Annotated in this window: 16 protein-coding genes; 11 read left to right on the plus strand and 5 right to left on the minus strand. The window is 45.0% G+C overall.

What is annotated here, in order from left to right; all coding sequences use genetic code 11:
* Window positions 1-57 precede the first annotated feature (57 nt).
* The 5 genes from HQ29_RS01740 to murI are packed head-to-tail and all read left to right on the plus strand — an operon-like array spanning window position 58 to window position 4415.
* Window positions 58-849, plus strand: a complete 792-nt coding sequence (locus tag HQ29_RS01740) for a YjjG family noncanonical pyrimidine nucleotidase (protein ID WP_052089680.1) — start codon at window positions 58-60, stop codon at window positions 847-849.
* On the plus strand, window positions 846-1415 hold the full coding sequence (locus tag HQ29_RS01745; RefSeq protein ID WP_036789671.1) for a 1-acyl-sn-glycerol-3-phosphate acyltransferase: 570 nt from the start codon (window positions 846-848) through the stop codon (window positions 1413-1415). The genes HQ29_RS01740 and HQ29_RS01745 overlap by 4 nt, the downstream gene beginning before the upstream one ends.
* A 36-nt stretch (window positions 1416-1451) precedes the next feature.
* The gene (locus HQ29_RS01750) at window positions 1452-2279 is read left to right on the plus strand and encodes a nitrilase-related carbon-nitrogen hydrolase (protein WP_036867204.1); all 828 of its coding nucleotides are present in this window, start codon (window positions 1452-1454) and stop codon (window positions 2277-2279) included.
* 26 nt (window positions 2280-2305) lie between these two features.
* Window positions 2306-3553, plus strand: coding sequence for a nucleoside recognition domain-containing protein (locus tag HQ29_RS01755; RefSeq protein ID WP_036867205.1), 1248 nt, complete (start codon window positions 2306-2308; stop codon window positions 3551-3553).
* A gap of 7 nt (window positions 3554-3560) precedes the next feature.
* Window positions 3561-4415, plus strand: coding sequence for a glutamate racemase (gene murI, locus HQ29_RS01760; protein WP_036867206.1), 855 nt, complete (start codon window positions 3561-3563; stop codon window positions 4413-4415).
* 159 nt (window positions 4416-4574) lie between these two features.
* Here the strand turns inward: murI and HQ29_RS01765 are convergent, their stop codons facing one another.
* The 3 genes from HQ29_RS01765 to rfbD all read right to left on the minus strand — a co-directional run bounded on the left by HQ29_RS01765 (window position 4575) and on the right by rfbD (window position 7699).
* Window positions 4575-5051, minus strand: a complete 477-nt coding sequence (locus HQ29_RS01765) for a Dps family protein (protein ID WP_036863415.1) — start codon at window positions 5049-5051, stop codon at window positions 4575-4577.
* A 96-nt stretch (window positions 5052-5147) separates the two neighbouring features.
* Entirely contained in the window at window positions 5148-6728 is a 1581-nt protein-coding gene (locus HQ29_RS01770) for a peptide chain release factor 3 (RefSeq protein ID WP_036863412.1), read from the minus strand.
* Window positions 6729-6802: 74 nt separating this feature from the next.
* On the minus strand, window positions 6803-7699 hold the full coding sequence (gene rfbD / locus HQ29_RS01775) for a dTDP-4-dehydrorhamnose reductase (RefSeq protein ID WP_036789662.1): 897 nt from the start codon (window positions 7697-7699) through the stop codon (window positions 6803-6805).
* Between the two features lie 145 nt (window positions 7700-7844).
* Between rfbD and HQ29_RS01780 the strand changes: the two genes are divergently transcribed.
* The 3 genes from HQ29_RS01780 (at window position 7845) to HQ29_RS01795 (ending at window position 13273) form a co-directional block, all read left to right on the plus strand.
* Window positions 7845-8807, plus strand: a complete 963-nt coding sequence (locus HQ29_RS01780; protein WP_036867207.1) for an endonuclease/exonuclease/phosphatase family protein — start codon at window positions 7845-7847, stop codon at window positions 8805-8807.
* Between the two features lie 759 nt (window positions 8808-9566).
* Window positions 9567-11318, plus strand: coding sequence for a single-stranded-DNA-specific exonuclease RecJ (recJ, locus tag HQ29_RS01790; protein ID WP_036846764.1), 1752 nt, complete (start codon window positions 9567-9569; stop codon window positions 11316-11318).
* On the plus strand, window positions 11318-13273 hold the full coding sequence (locus HQ29_RS01795; RefSeq protein WP_036867208.1) for a RecQ family ATP-dependent DNA helicase: 1956 nt from the start codon (window positions 11318-11320) through the stop codon (window positions 13271-13273). Before recJ ends, HQ29_RS01795 begins: the two co-directional genes overlap by 1 nt.
* Here HQ29_RS01795 and HQ29_RS01800 read toward each other — a convergent pair.
* The gene (locus HQ29_RS01800; RefSeq protein WP_152566468.1) at window positions 13270-13878 is read right to left on the minus strand and encodes a hypothetical protein; all 609 of its coding nucleotides are present in this window, start codon (window positions 13876-13878) and stop codon (window positions 13270-13272) included. The genes HQ29_RS01795 and HQ29_RS01800 overlap by 4 nt on opposite strands.
* Before the next feature lie 166 nt (window positions 13879-14044).
* On the opposite strand from HQ29_RS01800, the gene cmk reads away from it, so the two are divergent.
* Both cmk and HQ29_RS01810 read left to right on the plus strand, forming a co-directional pair.
* A complete protein-coding gene (gene cmk, locus HQ29_RS01805; RefSeq protein WP_036863398.1) occupies window positions 14045-14770 on the plus strand; it encodes a (d)CMP kinase in 726 nt (241 codons plus the stop codon).
* Entirely contained in the window at window positions 14767-15648 is an 882-nt protein-coding gene (locus tag HQ29_RS01810) for a 4-hydroxy-3-methylbut-2-enyl diphosphate reductase (protein WP_036789654.1), read from the plus strand. The genes cmk and HQ29_RS01810 overlap by 4 nt, the downstream gene beginning before the upstream one ends.
* Window positions 15649-15731: 83 nt before the next feature.
* Here the strand turns inward: HQ29_RS01810 and HQ29_RS01815 are convergent, their stop codons facing one another.
* Entirely contained in the window at window positions 15732-16616 is an 885-nt protein-coding gene (locus HQ29_RS01815; protein WP_052089712.1) for a mechanosensitive ion channel family protein, read from the minus strand.
* A gap of 202 nt (window positions 16617-16818) precedes the next feature.
* On the opposite strand from HQ29_RS01815, the gene fabD reads away from it, so the two are divergent.
* Entirely contained in the window at window positions 16819-17700 is an 882-nt protein-coding gene (fabD, locus tag HQ29_RS01820) for an ACP S-malonyltransferase (RefSeq protein WP_036789652.1), read from the plus strand.
* Window positions 17701-17719 lie beyond the last annotated feature (19 nt).

Here is a 17719-nt window from a genome sequence, read left to right on the forward strand (position 1 = left end):
AGGTATGGAAAGCGGACAAATCGGAGAGTTTGTCCGTCTTTTCATATCTTTGCAGTTATGATAAAAGCAGTTTTCATAGATTTAGACGATACTCTTTGGGCAACAAAGCAAAACAATAGAGAGGCTTTAGAGGAGCTTTTTCATAAGTATGGTTGGGGTGGTAAACCCGGAGATTTGTATCCCTCATTCGAGAAATTCTACGAGGTTTATCTCCCTTATAACGATCTGCTATGGGGGAGGTATGCACGGAAAGAGATTAGCAAAGATGTGTTGAAAATAGATCGCCTTCGTTATGTCCTTTCTCCGCTGTACGAGTATAGCGATGAAACCTATATGGAGATCCATAATGAGTACTTTGCTATTGCAAATAACAAAGAAGCACTTATACCTCATGCTGTGGAGGTGATGAAAGAACTTCATCACAGCTATCCCGTTGTGATAGTAAGCAATGGATTTATAGAAGTTCAACACAATAAGCTTGCAAAAGCCGGACTTACCCCTTACGTGGATCATGTAGTACTTTCTGAAGATGTAGGAGTGAGTAAACCCTTTAAGCAGATCTTTGCAAAAGCACTTTCGTTGGTAGGTTGCAAGCCTGACGAGGTAGTTATGATAGGAGATGCTTGGGAGACTGACATCGAAGGAGCTTTACGCATCGGCATTCATCCGATCTGGCTTAGGCATGACTACACCCCCTCTTCTACGAAAGAGAAAGATCTAACGGAGATAACATCGCTGCAAGAAGCTCTCCCGGCTATCAAAGCAATCAATATGCGTTTACTGGTACACCGGACTTCGGTACGGTTTCCCGGCAAGAGCAAAATGAAATTAGGAATACAGAATATATGACCCAAAAGAAAAGAAAGACATTAAAACAGCGAATAGCACAAACACTCCTGAAGTGGCTGGGATGGAAAGCTCTTGTACCGGAATCACGTCCTCTGAAAAGTGTGATCTGTGTAGCTCCGCATACCAGCAATATTGATTTTATCATCGGGAAACTCTACCATAATTTTACCGGTGTTGGAAGCCATTTTATGATGAAAAAAGAGTGGTTTGTATTTCCTTTAGGACATATTTTCCGTGCAATGGGCGGTATTCCAATAGATAGAAAACATAAAATGTCACTGGTAGATCAGGTGGCAGAGACCATACGCAAAGCAGAGCGATTTCACTTGGGAGTAACACCGGAAGGTACTCGCTCGAAAGTGGCAAAGTGGAAAACCGGATTCTACTACATGGCACTGAAAGCAGGTGTCCCCATAGAGCTTGCCAAAATAGACTACGCACAGAAAGAGGTGGGGATATTTGAGATATTCAATCCGACAGGTAATGCCGAGCAGGATATTGCCTATATCCACTCTCGCTACAATAAAAATATGGCTCGTGTCCCGGAATATTTTTCGGAATATTAAATGCACTCATTCAAACAGATAACATCGGAAACTTTTATGAAACCTATCACATACAAAGGGGAACCACAGGAAGAACTCAATGTAGCCATTATACAGATGTCTTTGGAACATCTCAACCCGTCTGAAAATGCCCATGTCATAGATATTCTACTCAAAGATCTCGAACCGATAGAGGATGATCCCATCGATCTTATCATACTGCCGGAAATATGGAATACGGGATATGTAACCGGAGACGAAAAGATCGAGTCCGAATGGTTTTACGAAAGTCTGGAGTGGATGAAGCAAAAAGCGCAACACTACGACACCGCTATCTTCGGCTCCATGATACATATAGAGAATGATGTCCGTACCAATAGAGGGGTGTGGGTATATCCCAACGGAGAGACTCTATACTATGACAAGATGCACCTTTTCGGCCCGGGAGGAGAAGCCAAACACTTTTCTTCCGGCTCTGAACGCTTGTTGGTAGAGTATAAAGGGTGGAAACTGTTCCCGATTATCTGTTATGATCTTCGCTTTCCGGTATGGTGTCGATGGACCAAAAAGCATGATTATGATGCAATAATCTGTGCAGCAAGCTGGCCTCAAGCGCGTCGTTCTCCATGGAAAGCCCTTCTAAGAGCAAGAGCATCTGAGAATCTCTGCTATGTTTTGGCTTGTAATCGTGTGGGAGTAGACAACTACCGACAGGTATATAGCGGGGATAGCCGGATAATAGACCCAAAACTTTCGTTGGTGAAAAAGCTGAACAAAGGAGAGATAGGCATACTATTAGGACGTATAGACAAGAGACAGGTAAGCGATCTACGCAAGAAATTTCCTGCTCTGGAAGATGCCGACGAGTTCACACTACACTTCTGAGTTAATCCCGTAAGGCGATATAGAGAATGATTCTGAACTATATTTGGATCGGTTTTTTCGTCCTTGCTCTGATTGTCTGCCTTGTCAAGCTGGTATTTACGGGCGATATAGAGACTCTGAATGAGGTATCTAAAGCTCTTTTTAGCAGTGCGACCACAGCATTTGAACTCGCTCTCGGCTTGTCCGGAATACTTACGCTCTGGATGGGACTCCTGAAAGTAGGAGAAAAGAGCGGGATGGTCTCTGCTTTGGCTAAAGGGACATATCCTTTCTTTAGAGTGTTGTTCCCCTCTCTGCCCAAAGATCATCCTGCCCTGGGAACTATAATGCTGAACTTCTCTGCCAATCTTCTGGGCATAGATAATGCTGCTACTCCTCTCGGATTGGAGACAATGAAACATCTGCAAAAAGAGAACAGTAAAACACCGGATCGTATCTCGGATCCCATGATTATGTTTCTCTGCATCAATGCATCCGGTCTTACGCTTATTCCGATCTCGATCCTGATGTACAGGACAACCATGGGAGCCGCTGTGCCGACGGATGTCTTTATCCCGATATTCATTGCCACAGCAGCCAGCACCCTGTTTGCTATATGCGCCGTAGCTTACAAACAGAAGATTTCCCTCTTTCAACGAGCATTTCTGATACCCTTATTGATACTGCTGTCTGCCATTGTACTCAACTTTATTCCTTGGGGAGGTGATGGAAAAATGAGTGGAGAGTCTCTTCAAAAAATATCTGCTCTCATTGCCAATGGTATTATCTTATCTGTTGTTGTGATATTTCTGGTATATGGATTATGGAAAAAGCTGGATGTCTTTTCTGTTTTCATAGAAGGGGCAAAGGAAGGATTCAAAACAGCAATCAATATTGTGCCATATCTTGTAGCCATTCTTGTTGGAGTGGCTGTCTTTAGAGCTTCGGGAGGAATGGATTATATTGTTTCCGGGATAGAGGCTTCTTTCCGATTTTTCAGTCTACCAAGCGATTGGGTAGGAGCTCTTCCAACCATGTTGATGAAGCCTCTGAGCGGAAGTGGAGCACGTGGATTGATGATAGATGCCATGCAAAATTATGGCGCAGACTCCTTTATTGGAAGACTTGCTTGTATGTGTCAAGGAGCATCCGATACTACTTTTTATATCATTGCACTCTATGCCGGCAGCGTTGCAATACGTAACACGCGCTACACTCTTGGTATCTGTCTCTTGTCCGACCTTGTCGGCATGATTGTCTCAGTACTGTGCGCCTACTTTTTCTTTGCCCCTTAAAAGAGATATGAACAGGTTTCCGATAGGTATATTCGACTCCGGATATGGAGGCTTGACGATATTGAAGGCTTTAGAAAAGGCTTTCCCTCAATACGACTTTGTCTATCTGGGAGACAATGCAAGAGCACCATACGGTCCAAGATCCTTTGAAACCATCTATAAGTTTACCTCTGAAGGGGTCGCCTTTCTCCTTAAAGAAAAGAAGTGCAGGCTCATTATCTTAGCTTGTAATACAGCATCAGCCCGAGCATTAAGGCAGATACAGCAGACCTCTTTTCAGCCTTGGGCAGAAGAGGGATACCGTGTACTTGGAGTAATAAGACCTACAATAGAATCGCTTGCACCTTTCAGCCAGACGAAACATATCGGTCTTTTGGCAACCTCAGGCACGGTAGCTTCCGAAACCTATCTTCGTGAAGGAGAAGAATATGCCCCGGATCTCACTATCATACAACAAGCCTGTCCGATGCTTGTCCCCCTTATAGAGAGTGGCGAATGCCATTCTGAAGGGACGCGTTTCTTTGTCAAGACCTATCTTGAAGAGCTTTTGCGTAAAGATGTGGAAATAGATACCATTCTACTGGCATGTACTCACTATCCGCTTATCAAAGAGATGATTTCGGAGATTGCACCCCCTCATATCACAATTTTGCCACAGGGAGAGATTATAGTGAACTCTCTTAAATCCTATCTCGAACGCCACCCCGAAATGGAGCAACTACTCTCCAAAGGAGGGCAACACCTTTTCTTTACAACGGAAGAGTCTCATGCCTTTGAGCAGGCAGCTCGTCAGTTTGTCGGAAGAGCCATTTCTGCTACGACAGTCAATATTGCCGGAATGACTCTTGACAGAGATTGCTGATCCGTTTTTTCCATACCACTGCTTATTTCGCACACTGTTTTTCTTTCGATAAGATCTGTTCAGACCATAAAAAAGTCTGCAAACCTCTCTACCTCTACAGATAGATAAAGTTTGCAGACTTTTATTCTTTAAGAGTTTGGATAGTCTCTCTTCTCGTTCTTACTTCTTAAGGTAAGCTGTAAGCATCCAAACTAATTTTTCTTGTCCCTGAAGATACTCTGAAAGTAGTCCTACAGTAGTATCGTCTCCATTTTCAGCAGCCAAAGCAACTCCTTCTCTTTCGATCTTTATGAATAGAGAGATAGATTCCAACACCTGCTCTACAATATCGTTTTCGTTGCTTACGTTTACAGCTTGCTTAAGCGTAGCCAACGATTCGATGTCTTTGTACAAACGTACAGGAGTACCACCAAGTTGGAGGATACGTTCTGCGACCTCATCTATATTCTCTGCGAGTTCATCGTACATTTTCTCAAGCTGTTCGTGAAGGAGAAAGAAAGAACGGCCTTCTACATGCCAGTGAAATGCTCTAAGGTTAGAGTAGTAAATGTGGAAGTTTGCAGCAAGCTGATTCAACTTCTCTACTGCCTTTACAGTATAGGCTTCATTCAAGTGAAGAAAATTTGTTGTTTTCATATCTTGTAATTATTTAGTTATCATGTTTATAGTGCAAAGATATAAATATATACATGCAGATACAACAGATACAGTCTATAATAGTATAGACAAAATCTAAAACTCGCTTGTGAAGTGGAAACGAATATCCGGGAAATCCTGCCTTGCCATCTGAAGCACGTATGGAGAGTCTGCAAGATAAACGTCTCTTCCCTCTCTGTCGACAGCCATATATTGTGCCTTACGCTTCTTAAAGTTTTCAAGGATGGCAAGATCATCGCTCTCTATCCAGCATGCTTTGTAAAGGCTTACCGGCTCCCAGCGACACTTTGCCTGATATTCGTGCAAAAGTCTATACTCTATTACCTCGAACTGGAGTTGCCCTACCGTTCCGATAATCTTACGACCGTTGAACGTACTGGTAAAGATCTGAGCAACGCCTTCCCCCATAAGCTGTTCAACTCCTTTCTGAAGCTGTTTGGTGCGCATGGGATCCGCATTTTCAAGATACTTAAACATTTCAGGAGAGAAGCTGGGCAGACCTTTGAAATGAAGTATCTCTCCCTCCGTGATAGTGTCTCCAATCTGGAAGTTTCCCGTATCGGGCAGACCGATGATATCCCCTGCAAATGCCTCGTCCACAGTCTCTTTCTTCTGCGCCATAAAGGCAGTAGGACTGCTAAAACGAAACTGTTTTCCGAGAAAACGCATATGGGCGTATGGTTTATTCCGCTCAAAGCGACCGGAGCATATCTTCAAGAATGCGATACTGCTGCGATGATTCGGATCCATATTGGCATGAATCTTAAATATAAATCCGGTCAATGGCTCCTCGTAAGGGTCTACGGCTCTCTCTATTGCATCAATAGGGCGGGGAGAAGGCGCAAGACGGACAAAACAGTCGAGAAGCTCTTTCACCCCGAAATTGTTCAGAGCAGAGCCGAAGAATACCGGAGCCACCCGTCCTGCAAGATAAGCCTCCTCATCAAGCGAAGGATACACTTCCGAAAGAAGCTCAAGATCATCCCGGAGCTTATCTGCCTGTGCATCAGAAATGTGTTGGGTCAGTTCGTCGGACTGCAAATCATCTATATGCACACACTCTGTTACTTGCTGCTTGCTCGGTTTATAGAGATCCAATCCACCCACATATCGGTTGTAGACTCCTTTGAAACGTTCTCCGGAATCTATTGGCCATGTTTGAGGAGAGACGGCAATACCGAGTTCTTCCTCTATTTCATCCATCAAATCGAACGGATCCCGTCCTTCGCGGTCCATCTTATTGACAAAGACCATCACGGGAGTATGTCGCATACGACACACCTCCATCAGGCGGCGAGTCTGTTGCTCGACCCCTTTGGCAGAGTCCACCACGATGATTACACTATCCACAGCGGTAAGTGTGCGGTAAGTGTCCTCTGCAAAATCCTGGTGACCGGGCGTATCGAGGATATTCACTTTATACCCTTCATACTCAAAACCCATGACAGAAGTCGCTACGGAGATACCTCTTTGTTTTTCTATCTCCATCCAGTCACTGGTTGCACTCTTCTTTATCTTATTGCTTTTTACTGCACCGGCTATATGTATCGCACCTCCGAAAAGGAGCAGCTTTTCGGTCAGAGTAGTTTTCCCCGCGTCGGGGTGAGAGATAATCGCAAACGTTCTGCGACGTTTTATTTCTTCTATATAAGACATCTGTATAATATTCGTCAAAAAGGAAAGATGAGGCTACTCGAAAACCTTGTTCTCCGAACCTCTTGGGTTGTAGCTTATTCCTGATTGTACACCTGCTCCAAAGAGCTTTTCCAGTCGTGTACCGAGTCCGGAAGTATTGCCTCTATCTTACTTGTATCCAATACACTGTATAGAGGACGGACAGCTACCGTGTCATAATCTTTTTGCAGACACTTCTCCATGGATAAAGAAGCTGTTTTAGGATCCAAATCCAATATGGCACGAGCAAAATCGTAACGAGAGACAGCGCCTCTGTCGGCAAAGTGATAGAGACCGAACGGAATCTTTCCCTCTTTGGATTTGATGCGCAAAAGAATGCGTATGATAACGTCTGCAAGATTGAGTGCGGAGGTCGGGCTTCCGACTTCATCCGTAACGAGACGCAATTCACCCTGACTAAGGGCTACGCGACGTATCTTGGTGTAAAAGTTGTTGCCATAAGCAGAGTAAAGCCATGATGTACGAATGACATACGAACGCGGACAAGACTCCTGCACAGCAACTTCTCCCTCATGCTTGCTCTTTCCATAAGCATTGCAGGGAGCGGCAGGATCTTCCTCTTTCAGTGGTGAAGAAACCGGCTCTCCACCGCCAAAGACATGATCCGTACTGATGTGCATCAAAATCTTCCCTTTATTATGACACAGTTCGGCAAGGAACTTGGGTACCTCATAGTTGATTCTCCGCAATTCGTCCGGGTTATTCTCGGCGGCATCTACCGAAGTAAAAGCTGCGGCATTAAGTATCACATCCGGCTTATAGAGGTCAAAAAAGCGTTGGACATTGGCTCTATCGCTTAGCTCTATCTGGTCTCTTGTCGTTGGTAACCACTCTATCTCATCATTCGGAGAGTAGTTCCGCATGATAGCGTTCCCCAACTGACCTGCGGCTCCGGTAAGCCACACTCTCATCTTTTTCTTTATTCTGCTCATATCTGCCACAAAAATACAAAAAGAAAGGGATATTTTCGTGATTCTTTCTACATCTTTGAACGCAAAAATATCTCATTAAAAACTCATAATTAGAGAGTTGTACAACAAACAAGAAAATACTATCTTTGGAAAAACCTTCAATACTATGGCAAAAATATTAGACACCCCACCTCAAGAGGTACAAGAGAACCTCAACACACTTAAGAGAGATCTGGATGAAAAGATTCCATCCAAAAAGTTAGACAAAAACCTGCTTATTGCCAGCTGGAACATTCGTGGTTTCGGCGACCTGACACGAGAATGGGCAAGCAAAGAGGACGACTCCCCCAAACGAGATCTGCACTCCACCCTCTGCATAGCAGAGATCATCAGAAGATTCGATGTTGTTGCCGTGCAGGAGGTCAAAGCCAACATACGGGCATTAAGGGATACGCTGAAAGTTTTAGGAAGCGACTGGTCCATGATCCTTACGGATGTCAATAAAGGCGATGCCGGCAACGGGGAACGGATGGCGTACCTCTTCGACACAAGAAGAGTAAATCTTTCCGGGCTTGCGGGCGAACTCGTCGTGCCGGATCAGTGGCGAAAAGGTGTTTCGGAGAATGTAATGACGGAGCAGTTCGTGCGCACCCCTTATGCCGTAAGCTTCAGATCCAAAAATCAAACCTTTATCCTCATCACTCTGCACGTGATCTACGGGAAAAAGTCTAAGGACAGACTCGGAGAGCTGAAAGGGATAGCCCAATGGCTCTCCGGTTGGGCAAAGGACGTTAATGCCTATCACCAAAACCTCATTGTCTTGGGAGACTTCAATATAGATGCTCGTGGAGATCTGCTGAACAAGACTTTCCTTTCGGAGGGGCTCTATGTCCCGGAGGATTTGCAGAATCCGAAGGTTACCCGTTCCATATTCGATAAAACCAAATTCTACGATCAGATCGCATGGTTCAACGGCAAAGATGGAGAGCCGAAACTCTCTTTGGAGTTTGTCCAAGGCGGTAGTTACGACTTTGTTCCAACGGCTTTGAACAACAGAGGACTCACGAAACAGCAACTCTCATTCATGATTTCGGATCACTATCCGTTGTGGGCAGAATTTAAGCTCTAACGCCTCGACACAAAAATATAAAAATGCCACCCGATACACTCTTCTCAAAAAGGTATATGGGGTGGTACTTTTATATAAAAACGAGAGCTGAATTTTCCCGAATACAGAATCTCTTCTTCAATTGTTTTTGCTCCCGCAACACACTCTGAAAAACCACAACAAGCTAATAGATAGAGAGATAAAAGAGAACGTCATCTTTCAAACTTTTCTCCTTTCGGTCGGATTTAGGGCTCATTTTACGCACAATAAAAGTTAAAAACAACACCCTTAATCGTAAACATTCTCTAACAACAAAAATTGGATCAAAGAGGGCAAAAACAGGAGAAAACAGCTAAAGCACTAATAATCAAACAAGTAATCAAAATTTCTAAACACGTTAATTGAATCCGGTAAACGTGTTTAATGAAATCACTAAACGTGTTCATTGAAAAATTAAACACGTTAAGCCGACAAAATATGCTCGTTTAGTGTTTTTGCTTAACAGGTATCGGAATTTGTGTTAATAAAACAGCCCAAATTTAACAATTCTCTCGTGCTCTGAAAACGACCCTTCCGATCAAAATAGAGAGCAAGAAAAAAGGGAGCATTTTTCGGGATGGAATATATAAAAATGAAGATTGAAAATCTCTCCCGAACAGAGAGCAAAGAGAGCAAAAAGAAGATAAAGAAGGAGTTATTATATAAATCTCTCATGAAATCCAAGATATTATTGCTATATTTGAGACCTAAGAAAAAAAATGAAAAAAAGAGATTTCACATATGGAATATCTATGGAACTTGAAGAGCTTGACCTCGGAAGAGGAGCGAGTTGCGGCGGAGCTGTCTTCGTCCTCGATGCTTCTACCCATGGTCGCGAAGCTCTTTGTCCAGCGAGGTGTTACTACTCCAGAGCAGGTACGGATGTATCTACAACCGGAGATAGAGGATCTGCACGATCCGTTCCTTATGCTGGGCATGCGAGAAGCCGTGGACCGTCTCAACAAAGCCTTAGGGCAGAAAGAGAGGATCTTAATATATGGAGACTACGATGTAGATGGAACCACTTCGGTGGCACTGATGTACAAATTTCTCCGGCAATACACAACCCAACTCTCCTACTACATACCGGAACGCTACAATGAAGGCAGTGGCATCTCTTTCCAAGGCATAGATCATGCCGAGAGAGAGGGGTGCAAGCTAATGATTGCACTTGATTGTGGCGTAAAGGCAGTAGAGAAAGTGCTATATGCAAAGGAGAAAGGAATAGACCTTATTATCTGTGATCACCACGTCCCGGATGCAGAACTTCCGGACGCTGTGGCTATTCTTAACCCCAAAATACCCGGATCCACATACCCGTTCGATGAGCTTTCCGGCTGCGGTGTGGGGTTCAAACTCTTACAGGCATTTACTATCGACAATGGAGGTGATCTCCGTCAAGTCTATGATCTATTAGACCTCGTGGCAGTGAGTATCGGCGCAGACCTTGTAAGTCTTACGGGAGAAAATAGAGTAATGGCTTGCCATGGGCTGAAGATTCTGAACAAAAATCCGAGACTCGGACTGCGAAGCATCATGGATGTCAGTGAGATAAAGACCAAACGAATAACCATGAATGAAGTGGTCTTTAAGATAGGTCCGCGAATCAACGCATCGGGAAGAATGCAAAATGGAAGGGAGTCCGTGGATCTGCTTCTTGCCGCAACGGCAGGAGAGGCACGCAAGATGACCAAAAACATAGATAGCTACAACTCCCAACGCCGAGAGTTGGATAAGTCTATCACCGAACAGGCTCTGGAAAGAGTGGAAACGGAGACAGCCACAAGTCCGACAGGAGAACCCCTTGCCAAACAGAAAATTATAGCCCTCTACGATCCGTCATGGCACAGAGGCGTGATAGGTATTGTGGCTTCCAGACTTACCGAGCATTTCAACCGTCCGAGTATTGTCCTCACTCAGACCGGAGGCGGAGAAGATTTGGTCTGTGGCTCGGCAAGAAGCATTGGCGGATTCGATATGTATGCCATCATAGACCAGTGCAAAGATCTGCTGATCAACTTCGGCGGACACACTTATGCCACCGGCTTCACGCTCCATAAGGACAACGTGGAAGCCTTTATACAACGGATAGAAGAGCTGGGAGAGAAAGAGGTGAGCAATGAAGTGCTTACGCCCCAAATCAACATAGACTTGAATATCAAGCTCTCCGATATTACTCCTACTTTCAGAAAGCAATTACGCGAAATGGCACCCTACGGTCCTCACAACGAGAAACCGGTATTCCGCACCACAAATCTGGAGCTTGCCTCCTCGCCCAAGTTTATGGGAAAAACAAAGAGCCACGTGAAGCTGGCTCTTAAAGAGGATGGAACGGATGAGATATTCAATGCTTTTGCCTACAACTCCCAATATAAGATAGAAGGATATAAGAGAGGAGCACGCATCGACATCGTCTATACCATAGAAGAGTATAGCCGTATGGGTAAGAATATGGCGCAACTCCTACTCCTCGATTTTAGAGTACTCTCCTGATGGTACGGCAGTCCGTCAATGATGTTGTAAGTGTATCTCCTTTGGATATACTCCAATGCTATTGGGGTTACGATGAGTTTCGCCCGATGCAGGAGGATATCATCCGCTCCATACTGAACGGCTACGACACTCTGGCACTCATGCCTACCGGAGGCGGTAAGAGCATCACCTTTCAAGTGCCGGCTCTTATGTTGCCGGGTATTACCATCGTTATCACTCCCCTTGTAGCCCTGATGCGAGATCAGGTAAGCAGGCTTCAAACATTGAAGATCAAGGCTGAGTATCTCCACTCGGGGATGTCGTCCGGCAAGATTATAGAGGCTCTCGACAACTGTCTCTATGGGGAATACAAGCTGCTATACGTCTCTCCGGAACGGCTCGTATCCGAAACCTTCCTCCGCCGAATAACCAACATGAATGTCTCTCTCATTGTCGTAGATGAGAGCCACTGCGTCTGTCAATGGGGATACGACTTTCGACCCAATTATCTTAAAATAGCCGACTTCCGTACTCACTTCGCCGATACGCCGGTCTTAGCCCTTACCGCAACGGCAACGACAGAGGTGGTTGCAGACATTCAGGACAAACTGATGTTTCGGCAACCGGCAAAGCTGTTCCAGAGGAGCTTTTACAGGAAAAACCTCAGCTATGTTGTCAAAACCACGACAGACAAGCTGTCGGATCTGGTGAATATACTCAACAGTGTCAAAGGATCGGGACTGGTATATGTGCGTTCACGAAAGAAAGCGAAGCTCTATTGTGATCTGCTCAACGAGAATGGTATAGATGCGGCATACTTTCATGCCGGTCTTTCGCACGATAGCAAGGTTAAGAAGCAGAAAGCATGGATGAACAATGAGATCCGAATAATGGTCTGCACAAACGCTTTCGGGATGGGGATAGACAAAGAAGATGTTCGGATCGTGGTGCATCCCGAACTTCCTACCGCTTTGGAAGACTATTATCAAGAAGCCGGACGGGCTGCGAGAGACAATCGACCCTCGTATGCCGTTCTGTTATTCGATCCGGCAACAGACCTTTCTGCCGTAGAGAAGAGGGTGGCAAGCGGTTTTCCCCCACGAGAAAAGATACAAAAGATATACGGAGACATCGCCAGCTTTTTGCAGATAGCAGAAGGAGCCGGAACGGGACACCTGTTCGAGCTGAATATTTCTCTCTTCTGTCATCTGTTCCGACACTCTGTACTGGAAGTACATGCCGCTCTTTCGCTCCTGGATATAGCAGGATATATAGACTTTGAAGTGGATCAGAACATGCCGTCAAGAGTGAAGATCACTCTTTCTCGTCATGAATTGTACCAAGTGATGGACGAGTCTTCGGATCTGCATTACAGGGTAATGGAACTGCTGCTAAGGAGTTATACCGGTCTGTTTACAGAGCATGCCATAATAGACGAACCCAAACTCCGTACACAGTTGGATATGGATGCAGATACTTTTTACGGAGCCATGCTGCATCTTAACAGGTGGGGCGTTCTGGACTATATACCGGGCAAGCGAGCCTCTTATATCCGTTACAAAAGACCGCGATGCCTTCCGGAAAGCATACATATCTCGCACGACAGCTACGAAAAACGGCTACAAAAAGAACGCGATAGAGCCGAAGCGTCTATCGCGTATGCTTCTTCCTCGGCAAGGAAATGCCGTTCGCAGGTTCTTCTAAACTATTTCGGGGAGACTCACTCCCTGCCTTGCGGTTTGTGCGATGTGTGTCGGGAAAGGAAACCATCCGGACTCACCTTTCGCACGATGGAGGTTATTCTGGATTTTCTATCGCAAGCCTCGTTGCCCAAAAACTTGTCCGAGGTATGCAAATCCCTCAATGCCCCGAAAGATTATATCCTCCAAAGCATCTCTTTTGCCAAGAGGGAGGGTCATCCTTATGAGGTTCGAGAGGACGGCATGATATTGAAAAAAAGAGCCGAGGCGGATTAAAGTATCACAATCTTCATCCCCGGATTCTTTCCTCGTACTTCCGGCATTTCGGTAAAGAAGTCGTACTTGATCTCCACATTCCCGATACGGGAGATTCTGTCCGAGCTGAAATCATAATCTATCCGGTATGGTCCTATCTGTTCTACCCTGTCGTTGCTGAACTTGTACTTGATCGCGTACGGACCTATCTTTTCCAACTTGTTGTCTCTAAACCGATACTGCAGATCCCAATTGCCTATCCGAGCCAGACGACCACGATAGTCGTATGAAAGTCTTGCATATCTGTCATTGTTTTCCCTCATCACATGATCATAAATGACCCTTCTGCGACGAAGGATTTGAAAGTTGGTCAGCTGTCCTTCTACTATCATAAAGCAAACTTCACCATTGATAGTGATATGTGCAGACCTTCCGGTCGGACGAGGTCCGAACGTAAAGTCGGGTTCTTCATCCCCATCCCATTCATACAGATACTCCCATGTTCCATCGGCATGAAGCAGTACTTCTTCGCCATCTCTGGTTACGGCTATCTTTTGAGCATAAGCAGACGCTGTCGTTCCAAGCACAAGAAAAAACAGGATAAGAATCGAATGGTATCTCTTCATGGTTATGTACAGTTTACTGTTAGGTTTTCTTTTCCGGTCTCTATGCGATCTCTTCACGATCGCTCTGTGGCAAAGGTAAAAATAAAGGGAGAGCTTTGCAAGACTCATACTGTTACTCCCTTATTTTACTATCTTTGTTTTCAACTTATATCAGAACTACAAGTCGATGACAAACAGACAACAAAACGATATTATAGTAGCCATAGACGGACATTCTTCTTGTGGAAAAAGCACTATGGCCAAATGGCTTGCCAAAGAGACAGGATACAGATATATAGATACCGGAGCCATGTTTAGAGCAGTAACGCTGCACACCATGCGCAAAGGTCTTTGGAGAACAGATGGAACAGAACCGGCCATCTCCGATGTAGAGAAAAGCCTCGGCGATATCTCCATAGACTTTAATCCTGACAACGGACACACGCTTCTCTGTGGGGAAGATGTCGAACAGGAGATAAGGGGCATGGAAGTCTCTTCCAAGGTTTCGTTCATCTCCACAATACCTGCAGTGCGAACGCTGCTCCTGGAACAGCAACGTACCATGGGTGCTCAAAAGGGAGTCGTTATGGATGGAAGGGACATCGGGACGGTGGTATTTCCGAATGCAGAACTAAAAGTATTTGTAACGGCAAGTGCGGATGTTCGTGCCGAAAGACGCTTCAATGAACTGACAGCAAAAGGAGAAAAGGTCTCTTTTGAGGAGATCCTTCACAACGTTCAAGAGCGAGACCGGATAGACTCATCCCGTGCAGTAGCCCCTCTTAAACCGGCAGAAGATGCAATCATGCTCGATAACAGCGATCTTTCGATAGACGAACAAAATGAAATCATGCTGTCGTACTTCCACGACACCCTAAAAAAAAAAGTTCCTCTAACAGATCCCTCAGCATAGAGATAGATGAAGGATCCGGCTTCTGTTTCGGTGTAATCAATGCGATAAAGCATGCAGAGAAAGAGTTGGAATCGGGAGAAGCACTCCAATGCCTTGGGGATATTGTTCACAACAATCAGGAGGTGGACAGACTCGAAAAGAAAGGTCTCAAAACGATTGACTACTCTAATTTTAATACTCTAAATGGCGGCAAGGTTCTGTTTAGGGCACATGGCGAACCTCCGGCAGTATATGAGTTTGCCCGCCAACACAATATCACTGTGGTTGATGCCACTTGCCCCGTCGTATTGGCACTTCAACGCAACATCAAACGCACCTTTGAGAAAACACGAGATATAGATGCACAGATTGTCATATTCGGAAAGCACGGACATGCGGAAGTGAATGGTCTTGTAGGGCAAACCGGAGGAAAAGCCATTGTAGTGCAGAACATGAATGAAGTTTCCAAGATTGATCTCGACCGCCCTATCGTGTTATTCTCTCAGACCACGATGTCCATAGCTGGATTTGAAGAGCTTATCTCCTACATCGAAACCCATAAAGGTGCAGATGTCATATTCCAATACAAAGACACGATATGTCGGCAAGTTTCCAATAGAATACCTAATATCGAGGAGTTTGCCAAGAAAAAAGATTGGATCTATTTCGTAGCAGGAGACAAGAGTTCCAACGGCAAAGTCCTCTTCGGACACTGTAAAGCGGCAAATTCCAACTCCTACTTCATCTCCTCCGCAGAGCAAATATCAGAACCGCTACCACTATGGGTCAATAGCGTAGGTATATGTGGTGCAACCTCTACACCCAAATGGTTGATGGAAAAGATAGCTGAAAAAGTGGCACAGATCAATAACACAAAGCCCGAGCAGGCAGAACAGTAATCGAAATAAAAACGATACGAAAAAATCCCTAATGGCAGAAGGTCATACCTTGAAGCCATTAGGGATTTTACTTTATGCCCCTCTCAAGAAAAAGGATGTCTACTGCTGTTTGTCCGGATGTGCAGGTCTCTTTGTGGGAATGGCACCTCTATACCATTTGCATTAAATTCATTAAATATCGCATAGTAGAGTTCGCTCTTCAGCACTGTAGGTCTTTGGATGTAGGTAGAAGTCCAAACGATCAACTCAAACTTCAATGCGCTGTCTCCATACTCCACAAACCAAAAGTCCGGAGCCGGTTTACTCAGCACACCGGGGTGATTGCGAGCAACGTTCAACACAATCTCTTTCACTCTCTCCGGCTTTTCCTTATACGCCACACCCACCGGATAACGAAAGCGAACAAGTCTGTCGCTGTGAGACCAGTTGATCACATTTCCATTTATAAACTGTGAGTTCGGCACGATGACCGATATATTATCATTCGTTACCACCGTTGTGGCTCTCATGGAGATCTCTACGACGTCTCCCGAGATATCGCCAACCTGAATGCGATCTCCCACTTTAATGGGACGTTCAAACAGAATAATGATACCCGACAAAAAGTTATTGGTGATATTCTGAAGACCAAATCCGATACCCACACCAAGTGCTCCCAAGAGCCAGCTAAAAGTACCAAGCTCGAAACCGGCTGACTTAAAGATGAGCAGAAATCCCAAAAACAGTATCAAATATCTAATGATGGTAACAATGGCTGCACGTGTTCCCCGCTCGGAGATACGTACCAAAAGTCTGCTATCCAAAAGCTTAGAAATTCTCCGTACAAGAAAGATAAGAACGGTGGATGCTACTATCAAATAAAGTAGCGTAAGCAGCGTAAAGGTGCTTCCCTTTACATCGAATATGACAAAGTTCATAATCTCCTGAAGCTTTGTCCAGATGTCAGTCATTGTAGTAGAAAGGTTCATAAGGTTAAAGATCATCTTGAAAATAAATGGAGAATTTCCCGTGAGAGTCATAAACAAAAATAGGAATAATATTCCACTTTCAATTCTGTTTCCATCACGGATAAGAGACATTATGATGCCTATATAAATGAATTAAAAATGATTATCTTTGTTCAGTTTACCAGTAATAAAGGAAACACTCACAACAAAAAAACTATATCTTATGAAAGCATTTGTATTTCCGGGTCAAGGTGCACAGTTTGTAGGCATGGGGAAAGAGCTTTACAACAACAATGCCGAAGCCAAAGCCATCTTTGACAAAGCAAACGAGGTACTCGGCTTCTCCCTCACAGACATCATGTTTGAAGGAACAGCCGAAGAGCTTAAGCAGACCAAGGTAACCCAGCCTGCTGTTTTCACTCACTCCTATGTTTGTGCCAAGATATTCGGAGCAGACACCCAACCCAATATGGTAGCCGGACACTCTTTAGGAGAGTTCACTGCTCTTGCGGTAGCGGGCGTATTGGAGTTTGAAGATGCACTTCGTCTCGTGTCGGAGCGAGCTCTTGCCATGCAAGACGCGTGCGATGTAGAACCAAGCACCATGGCAGCGATCCTCGGATTGGATGATGCTGTTGTAGAAGAGGTTTGTGCCGGCATCTCCAGCGGTGTCGTCATCCCGGCCAACTATAATTGTCCCGGACAAGTCGTGATATCCGGCTCTAAAGCAGCCATCGAAGATGCTTGTATCGCTCTTAAAGAAAGAGGAGCAAAGCGCGCATTACCTCTGCCTGTAAGCGGTGCATTCCACAGCCCATTCATGGAACCGGCTCGTCAACGTTTGGCGCAAGCAATAGCAGCAGCGACATTCAAGGCTCCAAAAGTACCGGTTTACCAAAACGTGGATGCTCGTCCACATACCGATCCGGAAGAGATCCGCACCAACCTGATAGCTCAACTCACAGCTCCTGTACGCTGGACACAGAGCGTACAACAGATGGTAGCTGATGGAGCAACAGAATTTATAGAATTCGGACCCGGCAATGTCCTTCAAGGTTTAGTCGGGAAGATTGCATCAGGAATGGCAACAAAGGGGTACTCATAAATAGTAACCGGTTTATGGT

Origin of the sequence: Porphyromonas canoris (assembly GCF_000765975.1) — a bacterium.
GTDB lineage: Bacteria > Bacteroidota > Bacteroidia > Bacteroidales > Porphyromonadaceae > Porphyromonas_A > Porphyromonas_A canoris.